We start from the raw sequence: 24,836 nt of genomic DNA, 5'->3' as shown, positions 1-24,836 counted from the left end.
GCCGTTGCCGTCGCGCAGGACGGTATAGAGCCCAGTTGCCCTATATCGCTGATTCTAGAATCTTTTTTACCGGATTGCCGAATTTTTTCAGGCCTAAAGGTCAGATTTGTGGCAGTAATACCAATTCCAGCATGCGTTCGGCCAATTGATCCACGCTCAGCGGCCCTTGGGAGCGGTACCACTGCACCGACCAGTGCAGGCTGCCCAGCAGGGTGCGGCGCAGCAGCGCGGTGTCGGGCTTGACCAGGCCGGCGGCGGCGGCTTCGTCCAGCGCTTGCTGCCACAGCGCTTCGTAGCGGTCGCGCAACACGATCAGGCCGGGCCGGGCGGCGGCGGACACGCTGCGCCATTCGTACAGCATCACTTCCAGCGCCGCCTGATTGTCTCCCAGCAGCGAATTGAGGTGGACGCGGAACAGCGCGGCCAGCTTGGCCCGCGGCGATCCGGCCGCGTCCAGCGCGCGCTTCAGCTGTTCGGTGGTGCTGGTGATGCCCAGCGCCATCACCGCGACCAGGATCTCCTCCTTGGTGCGGAAGTGGTAGAACAGGCTGCCGGACTGCATGCCGACCGCGTTGCCCAGGTCGCGCACCGTGGTGCGCTCGTAGCCCTGGTCGCGGAACAGTATCGCCGCGGCGCGGATCAGCTCCATGCGGCGGCTGTTTTCTTCGACGGGTGCGGTGTTGTCTGTGCTCATTATTGTGTTTTTTCTTGGGAGTGGGCGGGCAGCAGCGGAAGCGCGGCTTGCCAGACCCGTTCCGGCTCCATTTTTTCCAGGCAATCGGTATGGCCGTACGGACAGGTCCGTTCGAAACAGGGGCTGCAATCCAGGTTGAGGGAGACGATGGCGGCCCGCGTCGACAAGGGCGGCGTGAAGTCGGGGCTGGAGGAGCCGTACAGCGCCACCAGCGGCTTGTCCAGCGCCGCGGCCACGTGCATCAGGCCGGAATCGTTGCAGACGGCGAGCCGGGTCAAGCCTATCAGGTCTATCGCTTCTTCCAGGCCGGTGGCGCCGCAGAGGTTGACGGCCAGGCCGCCGGACAGGCGGCTGATGTCGTCGCCCACCTCGCGGTCCTTGCCGGAGCCGAACAACCACACCACGTAACCGGCGGCGTCGAAGCGGCGCGCCAGTTCGGCGAAGTGCCGGGCCGGCCAGCGCTTGGCCGGGCCGTACTCGGCGCCGGGGCAGAAGGCGACCGCGGGCCGGCCGGCGTCCAGTTGCAGCTTGTCCAGCGCCGCCCGCTGGCTGGCGTCGGTGAGCGCCAGCCGCGGATGGCTGAGCGGCCGCGGCAGCGGCTCGCCCTTGTCTTCCGCCAGCGCGCAAAAGCGTTCCACCATCATGGGCAGCGCCTGCTCGTCCAGTTCGCGCGCGTCGTTGAGAACCCAGTAGCGCGATTCGCCGAGGAAGCCGGTGCGCAGCGGGATGCCGGCGAACAGCGGAATCAAGGCGGATTTCAGCGAGTTGGGCAGCACGATGGCTTGATCGAAGCGTTCGGCGGCCAGCTGGCGCGCCACTTTCCAGCGCTCGCCCAGGCGCAGCGCGCCGTGGCCGAAGGGGTTGAGATGGGCCTTGGCCACTTCCGGCATCCGCGCCAGCAAGGGCAGGGTCCAGGCCGGCGCGAACACGTGCAGCTCCAGATCGGGGTGGCGTTGGTGCAGTCTTTGGTACAGCGGTTGCGCCATGACGCTGTCGCCGACCCAGGAAGGGCCGATGACGAGGATTTTCTTCTTCATTGCAGATGTTCCGATTGCAAACCGAAACCGGGGCGCGGCCCGGCTTGGGTTTGCAGACGAGGCGGGCCGGCAAGCAAAAAAGGTGCGGCTCGCGCCACACCTTAGCTGCGTTGCCGGCGCGGAGCCGGTCTCAGTGGTGGCCGCCTGCCGGGCCGTTCAGCTTGTAGCGGGTGCCGCAATAGGGGCACAGGGCTTCGCCGGTTTTGTGCACGGGCAGGAACACGCGCGGGTGGGAGTTCCAGGACACCATGTCCGGCATCGGGCAATGCAGCGGCAGGTCGTGCTGGGTGACTTCGATCACGCGTTGAGTGTTTTCTTTCTGTTCAGCCATTCTGTATTCCTTGCGGAGCCGCCGCGCGGGCGGCTCGTCTTGCTTAGTTGACGTAGGTCAGCCAGTGCTGGTGTTCGGCATCCAGTCCTTTGACGATGTCGAAGTAGCGCTTCTGGATTTCGGCGGTGATGGTACCACGATTGCCGTCGCCGATCGCGCGTCTGTCGAGTTCGCGGATCGGGGTCACTTCGGCGGCGGTGCCGGTGAAGAAGGCTTCGTCCGCGCTGTAGACCTCGTCGCGGGTGATGCGCTTTTCTATCAGTTCCAGGCCCATTTCCTTGGAGATCTGCACCACGGTGTCGCGGGTGATGCCTTCCAGCGCGCTGGTCAGGTCCGGAGTGTACAGCTTGCCCTTGCGGATGATGAAGATGTTTTCGCCGGAACCTTCCGCCACGAAACCGTCCACGTCCAGCAGCAGCGCCTCGTCGTAGCCGTCGGCGGTGGCTTCGTTGTTGGCCAGGATGGAGTTCATGTAGTTGCCGTTGGCCTTGGCCTTGCACATGGTGATGTTGACGTGGTGGCGGGTGAAGGAGGAGGTCTTCACGCGTATGCCTTTTTCCAGGCCTTCGTCGCCCAGATAGGCGCCCCAGGGCCAGGCGGCCACGATCACGCGCACGTCGTTCTTCAGCGGCGCCACGCCCAGCTTGCCGGAGCCGTAGAAGGCCATCGGGCGGAAATAGCAGGATTTCAGGCCGTTGGCCTTGACCACGTCCAGATGGGCCTGGCTGATCTGTTCCGGCGTGAACGGCAGCGCCATGCCCAGGATCTTGGCGGAGCGGAACAGCCGCGCGGTATGGTCTTCCAGACGGAAGATGGCCGGACCCTTGGGGGTTTCGTAAGCGCGCACGCCTTCGAACACGCCCATGCCGTAGTGCAGGGTGTGGGTCAGCACGTGGGTGGTGGCGTCGCGCCAGTCCACCATTTCGCCGTCATACCAGATTTTTCCGTCACGATCAGCCATCGACATCTTGGTGTTCTCCAATATTGTGTTTTCGCTTTGGGATGGGGCCGGATCTTGTCCGACCTCAGAACCTTTTCAAAGTCTCGCGAGCAAGGGCGAGACAAGGCGAAAACGAGCGAAAAAGCGGAATGTACACGTGGTACATGAGCATTTTGAGCTGGTTTTCAACGCCGTATCGCTGAAGCGCAGCAGACTTTGAACTAGGTTCTTATCCAATGAGTTTATCTCGCCCTCATGACGCTGTGAACCGTTATTTGAGCGCTTGCTCGAATACCCGCTGCCATAGCGCGCGGCACTGGCGATAGTCCTCCAGCAAGGCGGCGTCCGGCGTCACCGTCTGCTTTTCGTTGAGCCGGGCGGCGTGTTGCAGCCGGCGGTAGTGGCGGTAGGCGTTGCGCGCGGCTTCGGCGTCGGCGGCGGGGATCAGCCCGGCCTCGGCGGCGGTGGCCAGCAGCGCGATATTGCCGGCGTTGGCGGTCAGCGCCGGCAGCGCGTGGGCGTGGGTCAGGATCAGGTATTGGACCAGGAATTCGATGTCTATGATGCCGCCGCGCGCGTTCTTGGGGTCTTCGTCGCGGGCGGGGTGGCTGTCCAGCATGCGCTGGCGCATCGCCAGCACCTCGTCTCGCAACACGGCCGGCTCGCGCCGACGGGTGAGGATGGCGTGGCGTTCCTGTTCGAACTGGACGCCGACTTCGGCGTCGCCGGCCACGTAGCGGGCGCGGGTCAGCGCCTGGTGTTCCCAGACCCAGGCCTGTTGCTCCTGGTATTGGCGGAAGGCGTTGACCGAGCTGACCAGCAGGCCGCTGGCGCCGTTGGGGCGCAGCCGCAGGTCGATGTCGTAGAGCACGCCGGCGGCGGTGGCGCTGGTCAGCCAGGTGGACATTTTGCGCGCCAGCCGCGAATAGAGTTCGGCGGCGTCCGGGTGCTCGTCGTCGTAGAGGAAGATCAGGTCCAGGTCCGAGGCGTAGCCCAGCTCTTTGCCGCCCAGCTTGCCGTAGCCGATGATGGCGAAACGCGGCGTGTCGCAGTGGCGGCTGGGGATGTCCAGCCAGGCGTGGCGCAGCGTGGCCGCCAGCACGATGTCGGCCAGCAGCGACAGTTGATCGGACAGCGCCTCCACCGTCCACATGCCGGCCAGGTCCTGCGCCACCAGGCGGAAGGATTGCGCGTGCTGGAAGTGGCGCAGCGCGTCCATCTTGGCCTCCACGTCGCCGTCGGCCTGGCTCAGCTGCTGTTCCAGTTGTTCCGCCAGCTGCGGCCAGTCCGGCGTGGCGTAGAGCACGCGCGCGTCCAATAGCTCGTCCAGCAGTATCGGGTGGCGGGTCAGATAGCCGGAAACCCAGGCGCTGGACGAGTAGAGCGAGGCCAGCCGTTGCAGGGTCTGCGGGTATTCGGTCAGCAGCGCCAGGTAGGAGGCGCGGCGGCTGATCGCTTCCATCAAGGCGATGATGCGGGTCAGCGTGGCGTCGGCGTTGTCGAAGCGGGAGGCGACTTCGATCAGCGCCGGCATCAATTGATCGAACTGCTTGCGGCCGTTCAGCGGCATCTGCTGGTAGCGCTGCCCCTGGGCCAGGCTTTGCAGCTGGCGCGCCACTTGTTCCGGCTCGGCGAAGCCCAGCTGGCGCAGCCTCTCCACTGGCAATTCCTCGGCGATGTCGCTCCAGAGTTCGGTGAGCGGATGATCGGCGGCGCCCTCGGTGGGCAGGATGAACACTTGCTCGAAGTGGCGGGTGACTTTGCGGCGCTGCTGGTTGAGCCGGTTCATGAACTGCTCCCAGTCGGCGCAGCCCATGGCGGCGGCGATGCGGGCGCGGTTGTCCGCGGCGGCGGGCAGGGTCTGGGTCTGTTGATCGTCCAGATATTGCAGCCGGTGTTCCAGATTGCGCAGGAAGGCGTAGGCTTCCTGCAGTTCGGCGACGGCGGCGGGTTCCAGCAGCCGCAGTTCGCCCAGCCGGCGCAAGGTTTCGCGGGTGCCGCGCAGTTGCAGGCTGCGGTCGCGGCCGCCGCGTATCAGCTGGAAGACCTGGGCGATGAATTCCACTTCGCGGATGCCGCCGGGGCCCAACTTGATGTTGTCGGCCATGTCGCGGCGGGCCACTTCGCGGCGGATCTGCGCGTGCAGTTCGCGCATCGCGCCGTAGGCGCTGTAGTCCAGGTATTTGCGGTAAACGAAGGGGCGCGCCGTGTCGGCCAGCGCCGCCGCGTCGCCGCTGAGCGGCCTGGCCTTGATCCAGGCGTAGCGCTCCCATTCCCGGCCCTGGCTCAGCAGATAGTTTTCCAAGGCGGCGAAGCTCATCGCCAGCGGGCCGGAGTCGCCGTAGGGCCGCAGCCGCATGTCGACGCGGAACACCTGGCCGTCGGCGGTGACGTCGTTGAGCAGGGCGATCAGCTTCTTGCCCACCTGGGTGAAGTATTCGTGGTTGCTGATGGCGCGGCCGCCATGGGCGGCGCCGTCGGTGTCGCCGCTTTCCGGGTAGACGAAGATCAGGTCGATGTCGGAACTGACGTTGAGCTCGCCGCCGCCCAGCTTGCCCATGCCGATGACGATCAATTGCTGGACCTCGCCGCTGTCCTCGCCTATCGGCTGGCCGTAGTGGGCGAGGCCGGCGCGGGCGCAGGCCAGCGCCCGTTCGACGGCGAAATCGGCCAGCGCGCTGACGGTGGACACCACCTCGTCCAGATCCGCCAGGCCGTTGAGATCGCGGCAGATCAGCCGCGCCACCACCGCCTGGCGCAGCCGCCGCAGCGCCGGCGCCAGCCCCTCGGCGTCGCTCAGCGCCCGCCAGTCGGCGAAGGCTTCCATCTCCGCCGCGTCGAAAGGCCGGCCTAGCCTGGTTTGCAGCCGCTCCAATTCTTCGGGGCGGGCGGTCAGCAGACGCTGCAGATAGTGAGAGAACTCGCGGCTGCGGGCAATGGCAGCGGCCGTGTTTGCTGGCATAATAGGCCTCTACGGCATGTCAATTCTTGATGGCCACATTGTAACGGTTTGCCGCATTTGGAAAAGCTCTTCTCCGTTCTGTCCCATATCCATGTGATCAAGGTCCTGAAACGGACCTGTGCGCTGTTGGGAATGGCCGCCGCCGCCGCCTTGACGCTGCTGCTGGCGGCTTTTTGCGCGTTCACTTTCTGGGTGCTGCCCAATCTGAACCAGTTTCGCCAGCCGCTGGAGCGTTATCTGAGCCAGTCGCTGGGGCGGCCGGTGCAGGTGGCGGCCTTGTCCGGCGAATGGCTGACCGTGGGGCCGCGTTTCGAGCTGGGCGGCGTCACCATCGCCAATCCGCAGGACGGCAAGGCGCTGACCTTGCGCCAGGTGTCGCTGGAGCCGTCGTGGCGTTCCTTGCTGGCGCTGGAGCCGCGGCTGGCCAGCGTGGTGGTCAAGGGCCCTACGGTGGAGCTGCTGCGCTCGCGCCAGGGCGTGATCTACCTGAACGGCTTCGATCTGAGTTCCGGCTCCGCCGACAGCGGCCTGGGCAATTGGCTGCTGCGCCAGCCCAGCCTGGAGATCAGCGACGCGCGGCTGAGCTGGCAGGATGAATTGCTGGGCCTGCCGCGGCTGGACCTGAGCCAGGGCCAGCTCAAGCTGAGCGCCGGCCTGTTCGGCCACGGCCTGAAGCTGTCCGGCCAGCCGGCGGCGTCCTTGGGCAAGGGCTTCGATCTGACGGCGTCCTGGCGCGGCGACGACATCGCCGCCTGGCAGCAGTGGTCGGGCTCGCTCAAGGTGGCGCTGGACGGCGCCAAGGTGGGGTCGTGGACGCGTTATCTGCAACAACTGGGCATGCTGCGCAGCGGCGAGGGCAGTGGCACGGTGGAGATGTCCTTCTCCGACGGCGCCATCGACGCCTTGAAAGCCAGCGTCAACGTCCACGACGCCGCCTACACGCCGCCGGATTCCCACGAACTGGTGCTGCCGCGGCTGCAGGGCGAGTTGCAGCTGACGCGCCAGCTCAGCGGCAGCTATAAGGTCAAGGCCAGCCGGCTGAGCCTGGCCAGCGCCAGCGGCCTGGCTTTCGACAATTCCAATATCGACGGCGAGTGGCGTTACGGCGAGCAAGGCTTCGGCCAACTGACGCTGGACAATGTGGACCTCAGCCACCTGACCCCCTTCATCCACGCGCTGGGCGCCGACCGCAACCCCTTGTTCGCGCGTTTCTCGCCCAGCGGCGCGCTGCGCGACCTGACCGTCAGCTGGAAGGGCGCGTTGGAAGCGCCCAAGGCCTTCAAACTCAAATCCCGTTTTGAAAAGCTGGCCTGGCAGCCGTTCGGGGAGCTGCCCGGCGTGTCCGGCGTCAGCGGCGCGATCAGCTTCGACGAAAAAGGCGGCCGCCTGCAGTTGGATACCGGCAAGTCCCAGGTCAGCTATCCCTCGGTGTTCGTCGCGCCGTTGAATTTCGACAAGCTGACCGCCGACGTGGGCTGGCGGCGGGAAGGGCAGGCGGTGGTCTTGGACTTCCGCCAGGCCGCCTTCTCCAACGCCGATTTGTCCGGCAGCCTGCAAGGCAGTTATCGGCATCAGGGCGCCGGGGCCGGCGTAGCCGATCTGCGCGCCAGCATCGCCGGAGTGCCGGCGGCCAGGGTGGCGGAATACCTGCCGCATGAGGTCGGCGAGCACACTTTGCGCTGGCTGCGCCAGGCCTTGCAGGGCGGGCAGCTGCGCCAGGCGACGATGAAGCTGCGCGGCGATCTGGAGCAGTTCCCCTTTGCCGGCGGCAAGGGCGGCGAGTTTCTGGTGGAGGCCGAGGTGGAGCGCGCGCGTCTCAGTTATCAGTCCGGCTGGCCGCGCATCGACGACATCGACGCCCAATTGCTGTTCCGCAACGAACGGATGGAGGTGAACGCGCGCCGCGCCGTCACCGTGGGCGTGCCGCTGAGCGGCGTCAAGGCGGTGATAGACAATCTGGGCGCCGACGTGCCCATGCTGACGGTGGAGGGCCGCGCGGCCGACCGTCTGCAGCGCATGCTGGCCTTCACCACGCAAAGCCCGGTGGACGGCTGGCTGGACGGCTTCACCGGCCAGATCGAAGCCGGCGGCGACGCCAGCCTGGACTTGAAACTGGGGATACCGCTGGCCGGCGAACAGGGCGTGACGGTGCGCGGCGACATCCGCTTCGCCGACAACGCGCTGCGCTTCAAATCCCTGCCGATTCCGCCGCTGAGCAAGGCGCGCGGCCGGCTGACCTTTACCGAACGCGGCGTGGACAGCCCGGGCCTGCAGTTCGTCGGCTTCGGCGGTCCGTTCCTGTTGAAGGCCAACACCGGCGCAGACAAGCGCATGCGTTTCGAACTGGCCGGCCAGGCCGATTCGCGTCAAGTGCTGAAGCAGTATCTGCCGGCGCTGGCGGAGCAGGTGTCGGGCAAGTCCGGCTACCGCGCGCAGTTCGTCGTCAAGCAGGGCTTGGAAAGCCTGGCGGTGAGTTCGGACTTGCAGGGCACCGCCTTCGATTTGCCGCCGCCGCTGGCCAAGAGCGCCGGCGCGGCCTTGCCGCTGCAACTGCAGCTGCGACCGCAGCAGATGCGCGGCGTCCAGACCCAGCGGCTGGACTTCAGTCTGGACGGCATGATAGCCGGTCGCCTGCGTTTGAACGAACACGGCGATTTGCAGGCCGGCGCGCTGGGCGTGGGCCGCGCGCCGGGCGAGCCGGCGGCGTCCGGCCTGGCGGTGCGGGTGGCGCAGCCCAAGGTGGTGCTGGACGATTGGCTGAAACTGGCCGACGGCGCCGCGCAGTCCAGCGGCGGCGGAGAGCCTGCGGCCCTGCCGGCCTTGCAGCTGGAACTGGAAACGCCGGAACTGGTGTTGCCGGGCCTGAGCCTGCACAAGGTCAACGCCCGCTTGGGCAACCGCGAGTTGTCCAAGGCCTGGACCGTACAGCTGCGCTCCAATGAGATGAGCGGCGACGCCAGCTATCGACCGGAAGGCAACGGCCTGCTGCAGGCCAATCTCAGCCGTCTGGCCTTGAGCCTGCCGGCGGACAAGGAGAAGAAGGAGGGCGCGGCGGAGGCCAAGGCCGCGGCCGGCGGCGAAGCCTCGGTGCTGAACCGCAGGCTGCCGGAGATGAAGGTGCGCGTCGGCGAGCTGGTGTTGCAGGGGCGCTCGGTGGGCCGGCTGGAGCTGGAGGCGCGCCGCGAGGGCAGCGTCTGGCAGATGGCGCCCTTGCGGCTGACCACCAACGACGGCACGCTGAAGGCCACGGTGCGTTCGGACGCGCGCGGCGCCGGCAATGTCGACGCCCGCTTCGAATTGCTCGTCGGCGACGCCGGCAAGCTGCTGACGCGGCTGGGTCAGGGCGAGATTTTCCGCAACGGTCAGGGCACGCTCAACGGCCGTTTGAATTGGCCCGGCGGCCTGGGCGATCTGGATTTGGCCAAGGTATCCGGCGAATTGGCGCTAGACTTCAAGGACGGACGCTTCGCCAAGGTGGACCCGGGCGTGGTCAAGCTCCTGGGCGCGCTCAGCCTGCAATCGCTGCCGCGCCGTATCCGGCTGGACTTCACCGACGTGTTCAGCGACGGCTTCGCCTTCGACAGCCTGAAAGGCGAGGCGCAAGCCCGCAACGGTCTGTTCACTTCGTCCAAGGTGGAGATGAAGGGGCCGGGCGCGGACGTGACGATTTCCGGAGAACTGGACCTGGGCAAGGAAAGCCAGGCTTTGAAAGTGCACGTGGTGCCGCGGCTGGCGGAAAGCGTGGCGCTGGCGGCGGGGGCGGCCCTGCTCAATCCGGTGGTGGGCATCGCCACGCTGGCGGCGCAGAAAGTGCTGCGCGATCCGGTGGGCCGCATCCTGTCGGTGGATTACGAAGTGAGCGGCTCCTTGCGCGACCCCAAGGTGGTGCGCACCGCGATCGGTCCGATACAGCAGAACAAAGGGGGGAAACCATGAAGCAAAAATTCCTGGCGGCGGCGGTGCAGATGGTGTCCGGCTCCGACGTGACGGCCAATTTGCAGCGCGCCGCGCATTGGGTGGCGGAAGCCGCCGGCAAGGGCGCGCGGCTGGTGGTCTTGCCCGAGTATTTTTGCCTGATGGGGCGGCAGGAAACCGATAAGGTGGCCGTGTGCGAAGCCTACGGCGACGGCCCCATCCAGAGCGCGCTGGCGCGGATGGCGCAGGAGAACGGCGTGTGGCTGGCGGCCGGCACCGTGCCCTTGCGCAGCCCGGAGCCGCAGCGGGTGTTGAATACCACCTTGCTGTTCGACCCGGACGGCGAGGTGCGCGCCCGCTACGACAAAATCCATCTGTTCGGCTTCTCCGGCCTGGGCGAGACTTATTGCGAATCCAACACCATCCGTCCGGGCGAACAGCCGGTCAAGGCGGATCTGGGCTTCGCCGAGATGGCCTTCGGCATCTGCTACGATCTGCGTTTCCCTGAACTGTTCCGCCAGTTGTCGCCCTATGATCTGATGATTTTGCCGGCGGCCTTCACCGCCACCACCGGCGAGGCGCATTGGGAGCCCTTGCTGCGCGCGCGCGCGATAGAGAATCAGAGCTATGTGCTGGCCTCGGCGCAGGGCGGAGAACACGACAACGGCCGCAAGACCCACGGGCATTCGATGATCATCGATCCCTGGGGCCGCGTGCTGGCCGAAATAGACAAGGGCGAGGGCGTGATCCTCGCCGAAATCGACCCGACATTGATCCAGTCGGTGCGCACCCGCCTGCCGGCGCTGGCGCACCGCGTACTCGCGTGAAAGAACCCGACACTATGCAAGATGCTTTCTCCACGGCAGACAGCCTGCTGCTCAAGCCTTACGGTCTGGACGAGGCGGCTTTGGAAGCCACGCTGGCGCGCATGCGCCACCACGCCATCGACTACGCCGATCTCTATTTTCAATACACCCGCAGCGAGGCCTGGAGCCTGGAAGAGGGTATCGTCAAGTCCGGCAGCTTCAGCATTGACCAAGGCGTGGGCGTGCGCGCGGTGGCCGGCGACAAGACCGCCTTCGCCTATTCCGACGCCATCAGCCTGGAGGCGCTGAGCCGCTCCGCCGACGCGGTGCGCGCCATCGGCCAGGCGGGCGGGGACGGTTCCGCCGGCGCGCAGACCCGGCGCGCGCCCAAGCCGCTGTACCCGGCGCTGGACCCCTGCCACAGCCTGGAGGCGGCGGCCAAGGTGGCCTTGCTGGAAAAAGTGGAGCGGATGGCGCGGGCGCAGGACCCGCGGGTGATCCAGGTGATGGCCGGCATGGCCAGCGAATACGACGTGGTCTACGTGGCGCGCCACGACGGCGTGCGCGCCGCCGACGTGCGGCCGCTGGTGCGGCTGTCGGTGATGGTGATCGCCGAGCAGAACGGCCGCCGCGAGCAGGGCTCCAGCGGCGGCGGCGGTCGCTTCGACCTGGCCTACTTCGACGACGAGGTGCTGGAGCGCTACGCGCGCCAGGCGGTGCATCAGGCGCTGACCAATCTGGATTCGCGGCCGGCGCCGGCGGGCCAGATGACCGTGGTGCTGGGGCCGGGCTGGCCCGGCGTGCTCTTGCACGAGGCGATAGGCCATGGCCTGGAAGGCGATTTCAACCGCAAGGGCACTTCAGCCTTTTCCGGCAAGATCGGCCAGCGGGTGGCGGCGCCGGGCGTCACGGTGGTGGACGACGGGGTGATGGAAGAGCGTCGCGGCTCGCTGGCGATAGACGACGAGGGCAATCCCACTCAGCGCACCGTGCTGATCGAGGACGGCGTGCTCAAGGGTTATATGCAGGACGCGATGAATTCGCGCCTGATGCAGGTGGGCGCCACCGGCAACGGCCGCCGCGAGTCCTACGCCCACATCCCGATGCCGCGGATGACCAATACCTATATGCTGGCCGGTCAGCACGATCCGCAGGAAATCATCGCCTCGGTCAAGGACGGCCTGTACGCGGTCAATTTCGGAGGCGGCCAGGTGGACATCACCAGCGGCAAGTTCGTATTCTCCGCGTCGGAAGCCTGGCGCATCGAAAACGGCAAGCTCAGTTACCCGGTCAAGGGCGCCACCCTGATAGGCAACGGGCCGGACGTGCTCAACTACGTCAGCATGATAGGCAATGATTTGCAGCTGGATCAGGGCGTCGGCGTCTGCGGCAAGGAAGGCCAGAGCGTGCCGGTGGGCGTGGGCCAGCCTACGCTGCGCATAGACGGCGGCTTGACCGTGGGCGGCACCGGCGGCTAAGAAGCTGCGTAAACAGGTTCTTTGAGAAAGGCGAAGCGCTGGAGCTTCGCTTTTTTTTACGCCTATTTTCAAATTGAACAAGCAGATCATCCAAATTGAAAGCCAATTATCAAATCCCTTCGGCGGCGACACAATGCGCTGGTCCGGTGTCGCCGTGTTGGCGACGTCGCAATCGGGAGACGATGATGAAAGCTTTGACCTTGGCGCTGGGCTTCGGCCTGGCCTTGACCGCGGCCTTCGCCGGCGCGGCGGAAAACCTGCCGCAGCCGGCGCGGGTGTGGGCGGACCGTCCGGCCGGCAGCACGGCGGCGGTGAAGTTGGCCGCGCTGCGTTACGCGGCGTTCTGGAACAGCGGCGATCCGCGCTACGCCGAACTGGCCTTGGACCCCGACTTCATCGACCGCACCCTGCCCGCCGGCCGTCAGCAGGGCGTGGCCGGGCCCTTGCAGGCCTCGCGCCAGTTCCGCGCCGCGGTGCCGGATTTGAAGGTGGACGTCACCGACATGGTGCTGGCCGGCGACCGCGTCGCGCTGCGCCTGCATTTCCAGGGCCATTTCAGCGGCCGCTTCGGCGACGTGCAAGGCCAGGGCCAGCCGGTGGAGTTCCAGGCCTTCGACCTGTACCGCGTCAAGAACGGCCGCATCGCCGAGAACTGGCATCTGGAAGACAATCTGACCCTGATGCAGCAACTGGGCGTGGTGAAGCCATGAACGCGGCGACCTTTTCTTTCTACGGCCAGACCGTGGCGGTGCTGGGCGGCGGCTCCGGCATCGGCCGGGCGGTGGCGGACGCGGCCGCGGCGGCCGGCGCGCGGGTCTATGTGCTGGGGCGTAGCGCCCAATCCGAGGCGGATCGCGAAGGCATCCAGGCGGACATGACCGACAGCCGGGCATTGGCCCGGGCCTTCGCCGACATCGGCCGCATCGATCATCTGGTGCTGACCGCAGGCGCCCGGGTCGGCGCGCCGGCCTTGGCCGAGTTGAGCGAGGAGGCCTTGCGGCAGACTTTCGACGTCAAGCTGTTCGGCAGCCTGCTGGCGGTGCGCGAGGCCTTGCCCTATCTGACGGAGCGGGCGTCGGTGACCTTCACCTCCGGTCTGCTGGCGCGCAAATTCTCCAGCGGCGGCCTGCTGAAAAGCACGGTCAACGCCGCGCTGGAAGCGGCGGCCAAGAATCTGGCCAAGGAACTGGCGCCGCGCCGCGTCAACGTGGTCAGCCCCGGCGTGGTGGACACCGAGCTATGGGGCGAAGCCGGCTCGGCCGCGCGCCAGGCGACGCTGGCGCGCATCGGCCAGGGCCTGCCCGTCGGCCGCGTCGGCCAGCCGCGGGAATTGGCGCAAGCCTATCTGTTGGCGATGGCCAACGGCTTCATCTCCGGCGCGGTGCTGGACGTGGAGGGCGGGGCCTTGTTGTAGGCCGCGCCGAAGCGAACAAGAGGACTCGAGATGTCCGATACCCTACCCATTAATCGTCGCCAGTTCCTGGCCGGCGCAGCCGCGGGCGGCACCGCGCTGATGCTGGCGCACGGCGCGGCGCTGGCGGCGACAGGAGCAAGCAAGATGACGGCAATTTCAACAAGCGGCGGCGCCTTCTGGCCGAACGGCGCCCGCCTGGCGATTTCGATTTCCATGCAGTTCGAGGCCGGCGCGCAGCCGGAGCGCGGCGCCAGCGGGCCGTTTCCGCCACTGGACCCCAAGTACGCGGATCTGCCGATGCAAAGCTGGTACGACTACGGCGTGAAGGAGGGCATTCCGCGGCTGCTGGACTTGTGGGACCGCACCGGGGTCAAGGTGACTTCGCACATGGTGGGGCAGGCGGTGGACCGCAGCCCGCGGCTGGCGCGCGAGATCGTGGCGCGCGGCCACGAGGCGGCGGCGCACGGCCAAACCTGGGAGCCGCAATACCCGATGACGCCGGAGCAGGAACTGGCGGCCTACAGCGCCAATATCGCCAGCATCGAGCGCGCCACCGGCACGCGGCCGGTGGGCTTCAACGCCTTCTGGCTGCGCGGCACGCCCAATACCCTGAGCATTCTGCAGCAACTGGGCTTTCTCTATCACATCGACAACGTCAGCCGCGACGAGCCGTTCACGGTGGCGGTCAAGGGCAAGCCCTTCGTGGTGGTGCCCTATACCTTGCGCAACAACGACATCGTGCGTTTCGATTCGCCGGCGCTGAGCAATGAGGCTTATCTGTCGGATCTGAAGGCTGAATTCGACGTGCTCTACGCCGAGGCGGGTTCGCGGCGGCGGATGATGTCGATCAGCACCCACGACCGCATTTCCGGCTCGCCGGCGCGGGTCAAGGCGCTGGAGCAGTTCATCCGCTATGCGCAGAGCCATGCCGGCGTCGCCTTCATGCGCAAGGACGAGATCGCGCGCTACGCGCTGCAGGCGGACAAAGTGCCGGCGGACTGAGAACCTTGGGTCTTGAGTAGCGTTCCACAACCGCGGGACGGCCATTGGCCGCGCCGCGGTTTTCTTAGAGCCTGTTTACGATCTCGCGAGCTAAGGCGAGACAAGGCGAAAACGGCTGAAGAAGCGGAATGTACATGTTGTACATGAGCATTCTGAAACCGTTTTCAACGCCGTATCGCCGACGCGCAGCAGATCGTAAACAGGTTCTTACAATTGGGCGCCGGCCTCTGGCAGCAGGGCGGTGGCCGGCAGCGTCGACAGCCGCTCGCGCAGGAAATCGATCAGCCGACGAATGCGCAGCGGTTGGCCGCGCTGGCCGGGGTAGAGCAGATGCAGCGGCGCGCTGTCGGTGAAGTATTCGTCCAGTACCGTGAGCAGGCGGCCCTGGCGCAGATCGTCGGCGATGTCCAGCAGCGATTTGTAGGCGAAGCCCTGGCCTTGCAGCGCCCAGCGGCGGATCACCTCGCCGTCGTTGCTCTGCTGCGCGCGCTCCAGCCGCAGCGCGCGGCGCTGGCCGTGCTCGCGGTAAGGCCATTCGTGCATCGGGCCGTCGCCGGTGACCAGGGTCAGCGTCGGCAGCTCGGCCAGCTGCCGCGGATGGCTGGGCATGCCGGTGCGCGCCAGCAGCGCCGGCGCGGCGCAAACCACGCGGCGGCTGGCGGCCAGTTCGCGCGCGATCAGGCCGCTGTCCGCCGGCTGGCCGTAGCGGATGGCGATGTCGATGTCCTCGCCGATCAAATCGGCCGGGGTGTCGTCCAGCTGCAAGGCGAAATGCACCGCCGGGTGCAGGCGGCGGAATTCGTCCAGGCAGTCCAGCAAGGCGTGGCGGCCCAGGTCCGACGGCGCCGACAGCCGGATCAGGCCGCTGAGTTCGCGCTGCTCGCGCTGCAGCCGGTCCTGGCCTTGCTGCAGGGTGTCCAGCGCGCGCTGGCAGTGGTCGCGGAACACTTCGCCGGCCTCGGTCAGCCGAAGCTGGCGGGTGGTGCGCTGGAACAGCCGGCTGTCCAGCGCGGCCTCCAGCCGCTGGATGCAGGCGCTGGCGGCGGCGGGGGACAGGCCTTGCTTGCGGCCGGCGGCGGAGAAGCTGCCCAGCTGGGCGGCGTCGAGGAAGAGGCGTAGGTCGTTGAGTCGATCGAGCATGAGCGTGGCCCGGGCGCGGCAGCGCCCGGGCGGGGAGAGGTTTAAATGGTTTCGGTATTGGCCAGCAGCCATTCGCGCGCCGCGCCGTCCACCAGCGGCAGCAAGCGCGCGCGCACCTCGGCGTGGTACTGGTTCAGCCAGTCCACTTCGGCGCGGGACAGCAGGTTGAAGTCCAGGCAGCGGGTGTCGATGGGGCACAGGGTCAGGGTTTCGAAGCGCAGGAAGTCGCCGAATTCGTTCTGCGACGAGGCCACGTTCAGCACCAGGTTCTCGATGCGCACGCCCCAGCGGCCCGGGCGGTAGACGCCGGGCTCAATCGAGGTGACCATGCCTTCCTGCATCGCCATATTGGCGTCCGGCACCGCGCGGGAAATGCTCTGCGGGCCTTCGTGCACATTGAGGAAGTAGCCGACGCCGTGGCCGGTGCCGTGGCCGAAGTCGATGCCCTGCTGCCACAGCGGCGCGCGCGCCAGCGCGTCCAGCATCGGCGACAGGGTGCCGCGCGGGAAATGGGCCATGGACAGGCCTATGGTGCCTTTCAGCACCAGGGTGAAGTCGCGCTTCTGCTCGGCGGACGGCGCGCCGACCGCCACCACGCGGGTGATGTCGGTGGTGCCGCCCAGGTATTGGCCGCCGGAGTCTATCAGCAGCAGGCCGTCGCCCTTGATCTCGCTGTGGGCGGCTTCGGTGGCGTGGTAGTGCGGCAGCGCGCCGTTGGCGTTGAAGCCGGCGATGGTGCCGAAGCTGGGCGACACGAAGCCGGGCCGGCGCGCGCGCGCGGCGGTGATTTCCTCGTCTATGGTCAGCTCGGTGACGCGGCTGCGGTTGACCTCGCCTTCGAACCAAGCGAAGAACTCGCACAGGGCCGCGCCGTCCTGTTCCATCGCGCCGCGGATGTGGGCGGCCTCTTCCTCCGTCTTGCAGGACTTGAACAGGGTGCTGGGATTGATCGCCTCGATCACGCGGGCGGCCGGGGTGACCGCCTGGCGCAGGCCCAGGGTCACGCGGCGCGGGTCCAGCAGCAGGCTGGCGCCGGCCGGCAAGGCGGCGAGCGCCGGCTTGGCCTGGGCGTAAGGCCGCACTTCGACGCCGTCGGCCGCCAGTTGGGCGCGCAGCTCGGCGGAAACCTTGCCTTCGCCGACGAAGAGGGTGGCCTGCCGCCGGCTCAGCAGCGCGTGGCTGATGAAGACCGGATTGTAGTTGACGTCGCTGCCGCGCAGATTGAAGCTCCAGGCGATGTCGTCCAGCGTGGACAGGAAGTGCCAGTCGGCGCCGGCCTCGTCCATGGCGGCGCGCAAGCGCGCCAGCTTGTCGGCGCGGCTTTGCGGCGCGAAGGCCGATTCATGTTGATAGACCGGCGCGTCCGGCAGCGGCGGGCGCTGTGGGTCGATGGCGTCTATCAGGTCCAGATCGGTGCGCAGCCGGGCGCCGGCCTGTTCCAGCGCGGCTTGCAGCGCCTTGGCCGCGGCCAGGCCCAGCGAGTCGCCGTCCACCGCCAGGGTCTGGCCGGCGCTCAGGGTCTTGGCGATCCAGCCCAGGTGGTCGGCGCTGGCGGCGCTGACGATCTTGACCAGCTGGATGCCGCTGCCGGCCAATTCGGCTTCCGCTTGCACCCAGTAGCGGCTGTCGGCCCAGACGCCGGCGAAGTCGCGGGTGACGATCAGCGTGCCCATGGAGCCGGTGAAGCCGGACAGCCATTGGCGGGCCTGCCAGCGCGCCGGCAGGTATTCCGACAGATGCGGGTCCGAGGAGGGCACCAGACAGGCGTCGACGCCGGCGTTCTTCATGGCGGCGCGCAAGGAGGCGATGCGTTGCGGAATGGTGTCCAATTGCGGGGTTGCGAGGGTGTTCATGCCGGCTCCGGGGGATGTATGCCATGCATTCTGTGGCTAATGAAACCGGGGCGCAAGAGTATGAGCATAGCTGATGATTGCCATGTCATTTTAGCTGGAGGCGCGGGTGTCGGACGCCCGCCCCCGTTCAAGACCCGCTGTCGTCGAATTGAACCGTGGGCACGGCTTTGCGCAGGCCGCGCGTCAGGCACAGCAAATACGCCATGCCCGCGGCCAGCCAGGCCAGGCCGATTTGCAGGGTGAGCGCCGATAGGCTGGTCCATAGCCATAGCGTCAGGGCAAATCCAATCGCCGCAGGCAAGCCATAACGCAGCCAGGCGCTGAACGGATGCGGCTTGCCGTCCAGCAGATAGGTTTTGATCACCGCCAGATTCACTACCGAGAACGCCACCAGCGCGCCGAAACTGATCAGGGAGGCCAGGGTGGCCAAATCCATCACCAGCGCCAGCAGGGAACAAAGGGATACCACCAGTATCGACCAGATCGGGGTGTTGAAGCGTTGCGACAGGCCGGCGAAGACCCGGTGCGGCAAGACGCGATCCCTGCCCATGCTGTACAGAATGCGCGAGACCGAGGCTTGGGAGGCCAGCGCCGATCCAAAAGCGCCGGCCACATAGCTGGCGGTGAAAAAACTGACGAAATAGGGGCCGGCGATGCGCTGCATCACCTCATTGGCGGCGGAGTCCGCATGCTGGAACCGGCTGCCGGGGAAAGCCAGCTGGCTGATGGCCGCCAGCAGGATGAACAGCAGTCCCGCTGCTATCGTCGTGATGATGATGGCCCGCGGGATGTCGCGGTGCGGTTCCCGCGCCTCTTCCGCCAAAGTGGACACCGCGTCAAAGCCCAGAAAGGACAAACACAGAATGGCCGCGCCGGCCAGCACCGGAGCCATGCCGATGGCGCTGCCGTCCCCCTGCCAGGGGGCCAGCAGATCCACGCTGCTCTGAGTCATGATCTGCCGGGCGGCCAGCGCGACAAACACCAGAACAAAGACGAGTTGAGCGGCCACCAGCACATTGCCGAAACGCGACACCGATTGAATGCCCAGCACATTAAACACCGTGACCAGCGCGATCATGGTCACGATAAAGCCCCAGGCCGGCACTTGAGGAAAGCTTTGATGCAGGTAGATGCCGATCACCAGATAATTGATCATCGGTAAGAACAGGTAATCGAGCAATAAAGACCAGCCGGCCAGAAAGCCCGCCATCGGACCAAAGCTTTTACGGGCGTAAGAATAGGCCGAGCCTGCAACCGGGTAACGGCCGACCATGCGGCTGTAAGACAGCGCGGTGAAAAAAATGGACAGCAAGGTGAGCAGATAAGCCAAAGCGGTGCGGCCGCCGGTGACTTGAGTGACCACGCCATAGGTGGTGAATACGGTCAAGGGCACCATATAGACCAGGCCAAACAAGGTCAGCGCCGGCAGCGATAAGACTCGGCGCAGCGATCCGGCGTAGGGCAGGGGCTGCGCGGGCGCCGTCATGGGGAACGGGGGGGATCCTGGCATCATGATGCTCCTCTATTGTCGGCCAGCGCTTTGGCGCCTGTCCAAAGTCCGCTGCGCGTCGTTAACCGTCTCTTGGGACCGGCTATTGTTGTCGATTCAAGCCGCTTGCTATCCATGGCGCTTATCGTAGCAAGGCTTTCTCCGCGGCCTCGACGGCTTGCTCGAAAGTGTCCGCGATGAGGTCGGCCTGCTCCAGGCTAAGCGTCAACGGCGGCGAAATGATGAAGGTGTCCGCCAGATTGCGTATCAACACCCCATGTTGACGGCAGTAGTCGGAGATATAGGCGCCGAAGCCCAGATCCAGATCAAAAGGCTGTTTGCCGACGGGGTCGGCCACCAGTTCCACGCCTATCATCAGGCCCAGGCCGCGGACATCGCCCATATGGGGATGCGTGCTCTTTATCCTTGTCAGGCGCTGCAATAAATGACCGCCCACCTTGGCCGCGTTTGCCGTCAGCTTGTCCCTTTCGATGATCTCCAGATTAGCCAGCGCCGCCGCGCAGGCCAGCGGATGGCCGGCATAGGTGTTGCCGTGATAGAAGGCGGTTGGGCTGAACTGGCGGGCGTCGCTGGAGTGAAAGGCGGACTCCACCCGCTGGTTGATCAAAGTCGCGCCCAGCGGGATGTAGCCGCTGTTAATCCCTTTGGCGAATACCATGATGTCCGGTTTCACTCCCCAATGCCGGCTGCCGAACAGCTTGCCAATGCGGCCGAAACCGGTGACCACTTCGTCCGCGATCAGGAGCACGCGATGGCGGTCGCACACCTCGCGCACCAAGGGCCACTAATTGGCGGGCGGGACGATGACGCCGCCGGCGCCTTGCACCGGTTCGGCAATGAAGGCCGCCACGCTGCCGGGGCCCTGATGCAGGATTTCCCGCTCCAGCAATTGCGCGCATAAGCGGCCTAGGGTGTCTGAATCGTCGGTGTAGGGGTTGCGGTATAGATGGGGGGTGTCCACTTGGCTGAAGCCCGCCAGCAAGGGCTCGTAAGCCTGGCGATAAGCGGTGCTGCCGTTCGCCGACAAGGCTCCCAGGGTGACGCCGTGGTAAGCCTGCTTCAGCGAGATGATTTTATGGCGCTCCGGCTCGCCGCTTTGCCGCCAGTACTGGCGGGCCAGCTTAAACGCCGCCTCATTGGCTTCCGAGCCGCCGGAGGAGAAAAAGGCGGCGCTCATGCCTTCCGGCTCCGTCATCCGGCATAAGCGTTCGGCCAGCGCCTGGGCAGGCTGCGTGGTGGTGCCGCCAAAAATCGAATAAAAACCCAGCTGGTTCAATTGTTGGGTGATCGCCTCCTTGATTTCCGGATGGTCGTGCCCGACGTTCACATTCCACAAGCCGCCTTGCCCATCAAGATAGCGTTTCCCGGTTTGATCGAAGACATGGCAACCCGAAGCGCGATCGATCCGCAACGGCGGATGCGCGGCAATATGGCTGGCATTGGCGAAGGGGTACAAGAGATGGCCGGTGGGATGGCGATTGGCCGTGCTGCTCATGATGTTCTCTCCTCGGTTTTACGATGCGGCGCCGGTTGGTTTCGATGGCCGGCGTTCTGCTGTTCTACTGCTCCTGATTCAGCGTCATCCACACCCCCTTGGTCTGGGTGTAGGCCAGCAACGCGTCAAAGCATTTGTCGCGGCCATTGCCGGACTCTTTCCAGCCGCCGAACGGCAGTTGCATATCGCCGTCCATATAGCTGTTGACGTAGACCATGCCGGCTTCGACCTCGCGCGCGAAGCGATGCGCGTGGTTGAGGTTTTGGGTCCAGATGCCCGCCGCCAGGCCAAAGCGGCTGTCATTGGCGATGGCGATGGCCTGGTCCAAGCCGGATACCGGCATCACGCAGGCCACCGGGCCAAAGATCTCTTCCCGCGCGATGCGCATGCCGTTGTCCACGCCGGCGAACACCGTGGGGTTGACGTAGGCGCCGTGTTCCAGGTGGCGCGGAGCGTCGCCGCCCAACAGGCATTGCGCGCCGGCTTGCCGGCCCAGCGCGATGTAATCCAGCACGCGCCGCTGCTGACCGCGGCTCACCAGCGGGCCCATGCTGGTGGCCGGGTCCAGCGGGTCTCCCGGGAGGTGATGGCTGCGCGCGGCGCTTAGGAAGGCGTCGAGGAAATCGGGAAGAATGCTTTGCTCCACCAACAGGCGGGAGCCGGCGCAGCATACCTGGCCTTGATTGCCGAATACGCCCATGGCCGCCCAGCGCGCGGCGGCCTCCAGGTCCTGGACATCGGCCAGAATCACATGGGGGGACTTGCCGCCGCACTCCAAGGACAGTTGCTTCATATTGGACTGGCCCGCGTAGCCCAGCATCAGCTTGCCCACTTCCACCGAACCGGTGAAGGCGATCTTGTCGACATCCCGATGCAAGGCCAGCGGCCGGCCGCAGCCAGGCCCGTCGCCGGTCAGCACATTGAATACCCCGGGCGGGCCGCCGGCCTCGACGAAGAGCTTGGCCAGCCATAAAGCGCTGAGCGGAGACTCCTCCGCCGGCTTGAGCACCACCGAGTTGCCGGCCGCCAGCGCGGGCGCGATCTTCCAGCAGCTCATCAGCAGGGGGTAATTCCAGGGCACCACGCAGGCCACCACGCCCAAGGGCTGACGCAGCACAAAGCTATGGATGTGGTGGGCGGTTGCGCCCACCGTGCCCTGCACCTTGTCGATGGATTCCGCGGTAAAGCGCAGGCATTGCACGCTCAGGGGCAGGTCCACCGTCAGCATCTCGCTGATCGGCTTGCCCATGTCCAGGCAGTCCAGCAAGGCGAAGGTGCGCTGATGTCGTTCGATCAAATCGGCGAGCCGATTGAGCACGGCCATACGCTCGCGCGGCGGCCGTCTGGACCAGGCGCCGGATTGAAACGCGCGCCGCGCGGAATTGACGGCGAGATCCACATCCTGGCTATCGGCGCTGGGCAGCTCGGCCAGGATTTCGTCATTGCTGGGATTGACGCTGGCGAAGCGCCGGCCGGAACGCGCCTGGTGAAAGTCCCCGTCAATGAACAGTCCCAGCTCCAAGGGCGGCTCCTTGGCCAGGGCGCGCCAGTCGGCGGCGGATAGGGGTTCAGCGCTCATCGTCGGCTCCTGAGTCTAATAAATGAGGAAAGGCGCCCAGCGCTTCAAACTGGCCGGCCAGCGACAGCAATTGCCGGTCCGCCCCGCGCGCGCCGATGAATTGCAGCCCAAGCGGTCTGCCGTCCGGAGTCAGGCCGCAGGGGACGACGCAGGCGGGATGCTGGCTCAGATTGAGCGGGAAGCTGAAGCCCGCCCACTCCGTCCAGGCCGCGCCATCGCCGGCCGGCTGTCGCGAGGCGATGGGGAAGGCCGCCAAGGGAGTGGCCGGCGCCAGCAGCAGATCGAACCGGCTCATCGTTTGGTCCATGAAGGCGCCAAACTCGGCGCGCCGGGTCTGAGCCGCGACCAAGTCCGCCGCGCTCAGGGCCAGGCCGCGTTCGGCTATCTCGACAAAGCCCGGGTCCAGTTGTCCGCGCAGGGCCGGCGCCACCCTGGACAGCCGGTTGGCCGCGCCGCTGAACCAGTGCTTTTGGAAAACATCGAGCAGATCGATATCGGGGAGCTCGAATGGCTGGATCTCCACCCCCAAGGAGCGCAGCAGATTCAAGGCCTGTTCCATGACCGCGGCCACTTCCGGCCGCAGCTGGCCGCAGGCCGGGGTGGACCAGTAAGCCACCCTGGCCCGGCTGAGCGCCAGGGGCGGGAAGGAGGGCGGGTTGCCGATGGGCTGATGCCAGTCGCGCAGGTCGCGGCCGCTCATCGCGTCCAGCATGGCGCTGACGTCGCCGACGCAGCGCGCGATCGGACCAAGATGCGCCAGGGTGCCGAAGGCGCTGCCGGGATAGGCGGGCACCCGGCCAAAGCTCGGCTTGTGTCCGACCAGGCCGCAGAAGGCCGCCGGGATGCGAATGGACCCGCCGCCGTCCGTTCCCAGGTGCAATACGCCCGCGCCGGCGGCCGCCGCCGCCGCCGCGCCGCCGGAAGAGCCGCCCGGCGTCAGCTCAGGTCGCCAAGGATTGCGCGTAATCCCATGCAGCGGATTATCGGTGACGGCTTTCCAGCCGAATTCCGGCGTTGTCGTCATGCCCAGCAAGACGGCGCCGGCGGCGCGCAAGCGAGCCACCGACGGCGCGTCGCGGTCGCAAACCGCCGCGCTGCTGCTGTGGCTGCCATAGCGCACGCTCCAGCCTTGCACCTGGACGATGTCCTTGATCGTGACCGGCACGCCATCGATGGGCGACAAGGGACGGCCCCGCCGCCAACGCTCATCGGCCGCGGCGGCGGCGGCGAGCGCGCCGGCGCGGTCGATGGAAGCGAAGGCGTTGTATCGGTCTTGGACCGCCGAGGCCCTGGCCAGCGCCGCGTCCGCGACTTCAAGCGGAGAAAGGCTTGCCGCGGCGTAGCGGGCGGTCATGGTTTGCACGTTCAGCCGGCAGAGCGGGGACGCGTCCGCCAGTGGATTTGTAGAAATAGATGACATACTCAGCTCCAAGGTAAGGAGCGGCGTGGCCGCAATGGCATGACTGGGCGGTGGTGTTGCCTGGCGATGATGGTAAGCAAACGAGGCGGCGCGGAAAAACGCATTTTTCGCGGCAAGTTGCGCTGTTTTTATGTGTAAGAGCCTGTTCAAAGTCTTGCGAGCGAGAGCGAGACAAGGCGTTGCGGCTGAAGAAGCGGAATGGTCATACGGTGCATGAGCATTCTGAAGCTGTTTTCAAGGCCGTATCGCTGAAGCGCGGCGGACTTTTAACAAGCTGCTCAATGCCGGCGAGGGGGCGGGGCCATGAATATTTCGATTAGACAAATCCGTTATGTCTATGAGGTGGCGTTGACGGGCAGCATCGCGGCGGCGGCGGAGTCGATACCGATTTCCAAGTCCGCCTTGTTGAGCGCCATCATTCATGTGGAACACCAAATCGGATTTCGGATTTTTGAACGCCGCCCGGCGCGAGGCGTAAAAATCACCCCGGCGGGCAAGCAATTCATGCTGGCGGCGCAGGATATGTTGGAGGCGAAGTCGACGTTTAATCGCAGCATCGCCAATCTGACGCGGCCGGGCGCCGTGCAATTGCGGATTGGCTGTTTTGAGCCGTTTGGCGCTTTATTCATGCCGGATGTGCTGAAGCGCTATATACAGGGCCAGGGCGAAGTCGACATCCAGCTGCGGGAAGGAGATCAGTCGCAATTGCGCGGCTGGCTGGCGGCCGACGAGGTGGATTTGATCGTGACCTACGATATCGGCTTTCACTTGGACGAGGAGGTCAGCCGTATCTGCAAAGTGCCCTGTCATGCCTTGCTGTCGAGACAAGACCCGCTGGCGGAACAAGAGTCGGTCTCCTTGGCGGATTTAGCGCTGCGGCCGCTGGTATTGCTGGATTTGCCGCAGACGGCGGCGTATTTGCTGGCCTTGTTCGCGATATCGCCTTGTCAGCCTCATGTGCGCTTCAGGACGCGCTCTTATGAAACCGTGCGCGCGGCGGTTTCCGCGGGATTCGGCTGTTCCATCCTGAATATGTGCCCGTCCGGCAGCGCCACTCGGGACGGACCGGCGTTGATACGAAGACCGTTCTCCGATTTCAGCCCCGCGCCCACGCTGATCGTGCAGGATAAACATGGTCGGGAAAAACCCGCTTTCATCCAGGATTTTATTAGCGCGACGCAGCAGCATTTTCGCCAACTGGGGCCAGAGGGTTTCGCCGTGGCGATCCCGGCCTTGGCGGCGACTTTGTTTCAGGTGTAA

The 24,836-nt window shown here is 66.0% G+C and carries 17 protein-coding genes and 1 pseudogene; 7 read left to right on the top strand and 11 right to left on the bottom strand.

Going from position 1 to position 24,836, the window contains the following annotated elements:
- Positions 1-100: 100 nt before the first annotated feature.
- From NK214_RS15560 to glnE, 5 genes are all read right to left on the bottom strand, one after another.
- Entirely contained in the window at positions 101-694 is a 594-nt protein-coding gene (locus tag NK214_RS15560) for a TetR/AcrR family transcriptional regulator (protein ID WP_107798760.1), read from the bottom strand.
- On the bottom strand, positions 694-1,731 hold the full coding sequence (gene waaF / locus NK214_RS15555) for a lipopolysaccharide heptosyltransferase II (protein ID WP_253314936.1): 1,038 nt from the start codon (positions 1,729-1,731) through the stop codon (positions 694-696). Before waaF ends, NK214_RS15560 begins: the two co-directional genes overlap by 1 nt.
- A 130-nt stretch (positions 1,732-1,861) precedes the next feature.
- A complete protein-coding gene (locus NK214_RS15550) occupies positions 1,862-2,062 on the bottom strand; it encodes a zinc-finger domain-containing protein (protein ID WP_019104039.1) in 201 nt (66 codons plus the stop codon).
- A gap of 43 nt (positions 2,063-2,105) precedes the next feature.
- Positions 2,106-3,029: a branched-chain amino acid transaminase gene (locus tag NK214_RS15545; protein WP_107798762.1), complete on the bottom strand. Its 924-nt coding sequence runs from the start codon at positions 3,027-3,029 to the stop codon at positions 2,106-2,108.
- A 244-nt stretch (positions 3,030-3,273) separates the two neighbouring features.
- Entirely contained in the window at positions 3,274-5,964 is a 2,691-nt protein-coding gene (gene glnE, locus NK214_RS15540) for a bifunctional [glutamate--ammonia ligase]-adenylyl-L-tyrosine phosphorylase/[glutamate--ammonia-ligase] adenylyltransferase (protein WP_253314935.1), read from the bottom strand.
- A gap of 57 nt (positions 5,965-6,021) precedes the next feature.
- On the opposite strand from glnE, the gene NK214_RS15535 reads away from it, so the two are divergent.
- The 6 genes from NK214_RS15535 to NK214_RS15510 all read left to right on the top strand — a co-directional run bounded on the left by NK214_RS15535 (position 6,022) and on the right by NK214_RS15510 (position 14,579).
- Positions 6,022-9,900, top strand: a complete 3,879-nt coding sequence (locus tag NK214_RS15535) for a YhdP family protein (RefSeq protein WP_253314934.1) — start codon at positions 6,022-6,024, stop codon at positions 9,898-9,900.
- On the top strand, positions 9,897-10,706 hold the full coding sequence (locus tag NK214_RS15530; protein ID WP_107798765.1) for a carbon-nitrogen hydrolase family protein: 810 nt from the start codon (positions 9,897-9,899) through the stop codon (positions 10,704-10,706). The genes NK214_RS15535 and NK214_RS15530 overlap by 4 nt, the downstream gene beginning before the upstream one ends.
- A 14-nt stretch (positions 10,707-10,720) precedes the next feature.
- Positions 10,721-12,163 carry a metalloprotease TldD gene (gene tldD / locus NK214_RS15525; protein WP_253314933.1) on the top strand — a complete coding sequence of 481 codons (1,443 nt, stop codon included), beginning with the start codon at positions 10,721-10,723 and terminating at the stop codon, positions 12,161-12,163.
- A gap of 185 nt (positions 12,164-12,348) precedes the next feature.
- Entirely contained in the window at positions 12,349-12,873 is a 525-nt protein-coding gene (locus tag NK214_RS15520; protein WP_081544511.1) for an ester cyclase, read from the top strand.
- Entirely contained in the window at positions 12,870-13,577 is a 708-nt protein-coding gene (locus NK214_RS15515) for an SDR family oxidoreductase (protein WP_253314932.1), read from the top strand. The genes NK214_RS15520 and NK214_RS15515 overlap by 4 nt, the downstream gene beginning before the upstream one ends.
- A 30-nt stretch (positions 13,578-13,607) precedes the next feature.
- On the top strand, positions 13,608-14,579 hold the full coding sequence (locus tag NK214_RS15510) for a polysaccharide deacetylase family protein (RefSeq protein WP_253314931.1): 972 nt from the start codon (positions 13,608-13,610) through the stop codon (positions 14,577-14,579).
- A 207-nt stretch (positions 14,580-14,786) separates the two neighbouring features.
- On the opposite strand, the gene NK214_RS15505 is transcribed toward NK214_RS15510, so the two are convergent.
- The 6 genes and pseudogenes from NK214_RS15505 to NK214_RS15480 form a co-directional block, all read right to left on the bottom strand.
- Entirely contained in the window at positions 14,787-15,719 is a 933-nt protein-coding gene (locus tag NK214_RS15505; protein ID WP_233246659.1) for a LysR family transcriptional regulator, read from the bottom strand.
- A 41-nt stretch (positions 15,720-15,760) separates the two neighbouring features.
- Positions 15,761-17,548, bottom strand: coding sequence for an aminopeptidase P family protein (locus tag NK214_RS15500; protein ID WP_253314953.1), 1,788 nt, complete (start codon positions 17,546-17,548; stop codon positions 15,761-15,763).
- A 151-nt stretch (positions 17,549-17,699) separates the two neighbouring features.
- Positions 17,700-19,082: an APC family permease gene (locus NK214_RS15495; protein WP_253314930.1), complete on the bottom strand. Its 1,383-nt coding sequence runs from the start codon at positions 19,080-19,082 to the stop codon at positions 17,700-17,702.
- A gap of 121 nt (positions 19,083-19,203) precedes the next feature.
- Positions 19,204-20,577: pseudogene (locus tag NK214_RS15490) on the bottom strand (aminotransferase class III-fold pyridoxal phosphate-dependent enzyme).
- Positions 20,578-20,641: 64 nt separating this feature from the next.
- On the bottom strand, positions 20,642-22,156 hold the full coding sequence (locus tag NK214_RS15485; RefSeq protein ID WP_253314929.1) for an aldehyde dehydrogenase: 1,515 nt from the start codon (positions 22,154-22,156) through the stop codon (positions 20,642-20,644).
- Entirely contained in the window at positions 22,146-23,576 is a 1,431-nt protein-coding gene (locus tag NK214_RS15480; RefSeq protein WP_253314928.1) for an amidase, read from the bottom strand. Before NK214_RS15480 ends, NK214_RS15485 begins: the two co-directional genes overlap by 11 nt.
- Positions 23,577-23,879: 303 nt before the next feature.
- Between NK214_RS15480 and NK214_RS15475 the strand changes: the two genes are divergently transcribed.
- The gene (locus tag NK214_RS15475; RefSeq protein ID WP_107799436.1) at positions 23,880-24,836 is read left to right on the top strand and encodes a LysR family transcriptional regulator; all 957 of its coding nucleotides are present in this window, start codon (positions 23,880-23,882) and stop codon (positions 24,834-24,836) included.

The organism is Chromobacterium sp. S0633 (assembly GCF_024158805.1).
Taxonomy (GTDB): domain Bacteria; phylum Pseudomonadota; class Gammaproteobacteria; order Burkholderiales; family Chromobacteriaceae; genus Chromobacterium.
The sequence above is the reverse complement of the archived record's forward strand: the minus strand, read 5'-3'. Positions and strand labels throughout refer to the sequence as shown.

Bases quoted from the DNA above. Each gene is read 5' to 3' on its own strand.
- NK214_RS15560 (WP_107798760.1), bottom strand. From the start codon at position 694: ATGAGCACAGACAACACCGCACCCGTCGAAGAAAACAGCCGCCGCATG.
- waaF (WP_253314936.1), bottom strand. From the start codon at position 1,731: ATGAAGAAGAAAATCCTCGTCATCGGCCCTTCCTGGGTCGGCGACAGC.
- NK214_RS15550 (WP_019104039.1), bottom strand. From the start codon at position 2,062: ATGGCTGAACAGAAAGAAAACACTCAACGCGTGATCGAAGTCACCCAG.
- NK214_RS15545 (WP_107798762.1), bottom strand. From the start codon at position 3,029: ATGTCGATGGCTGATCGTGACGGAAAAATCTGGTATGACGGCGAAATG.
- glnE (WP_253314935.1), bottom strand. From the start codon at position 5,964: ATGCCAGCAAACACGGCCGCTGCCATTGCCCGCAGCCGCGAGTTCTCT.
- NK214_RS15530 (WP_107798765.1), top strand. From the start codon at position 9,897: ATGAAGCAAAAATTCCTGGCGGCGGCGGTGCAGATGGTGTCCGGCTCC.
- tldD (WP_253314933.1), top strand. From the start codon at position 10,721: ATGCAAGATGCTTTCTCCACGGCAGACAGCCTGCTGCTCAAGCCTTAC.
- NK214_RS15520 (WP_081544511.1), top strand. From the start codon at position 12,349: ATGAAAGCTTTGACCTTGGCGCTGGGCTTCGGCCTGGCCTTGACCGCG.
- NK214_RS15515 (WP_253314932.1), top strand. From the start codon at position 12,870: ATGAACGCGGCGACCTTTTCTTTCTACGGCCAGACCGTGGCGGTGCTG.
- NK214_RS15510 (WP_253314931.1), top strand. From the start codon at position 13,608: ATGTCCGATACCCTACCCATTAATCGTCGCCAGTTCCTGGCCGGCGCA.
- NK214_RS15505 (WP_233246659.1), bottom strand. From the start codon at position 15,719: ATGCTCGATCGACTCAACGACCTACGCCTCTTCCTCGACGCCGCCCAG.
- NK214_RS15495 (WP_253314930.1), bottom strand. From the start codon at position 19,082: ATGCCAGGATCCCCCCCGTTCCCCATGACGGCGCCCGCGCAGCCCCTG.
- NK214_RS15485 (WP_253314929.1), bottom strand. From the start codon at position 22,156: ATGAGCGCTGAACCCCTATCCGCCGCCGACTGGCGCGCCCTGGCCAAG.
- NK214_RS15480 (WP_253314928.1), bottom strand. From the start codon at position 23,576: ATGTCATCTATTTCTACAAATCCACTGGCGGACGCGTCCCCGCTCTGC.
- NK214_RS15475 (WP_107799436.1), top strand. From the start codon at position 23,880: ATGAATATTTCGATTAGACAAATCCGTTATGTCTATGAGGTGGCGTTG.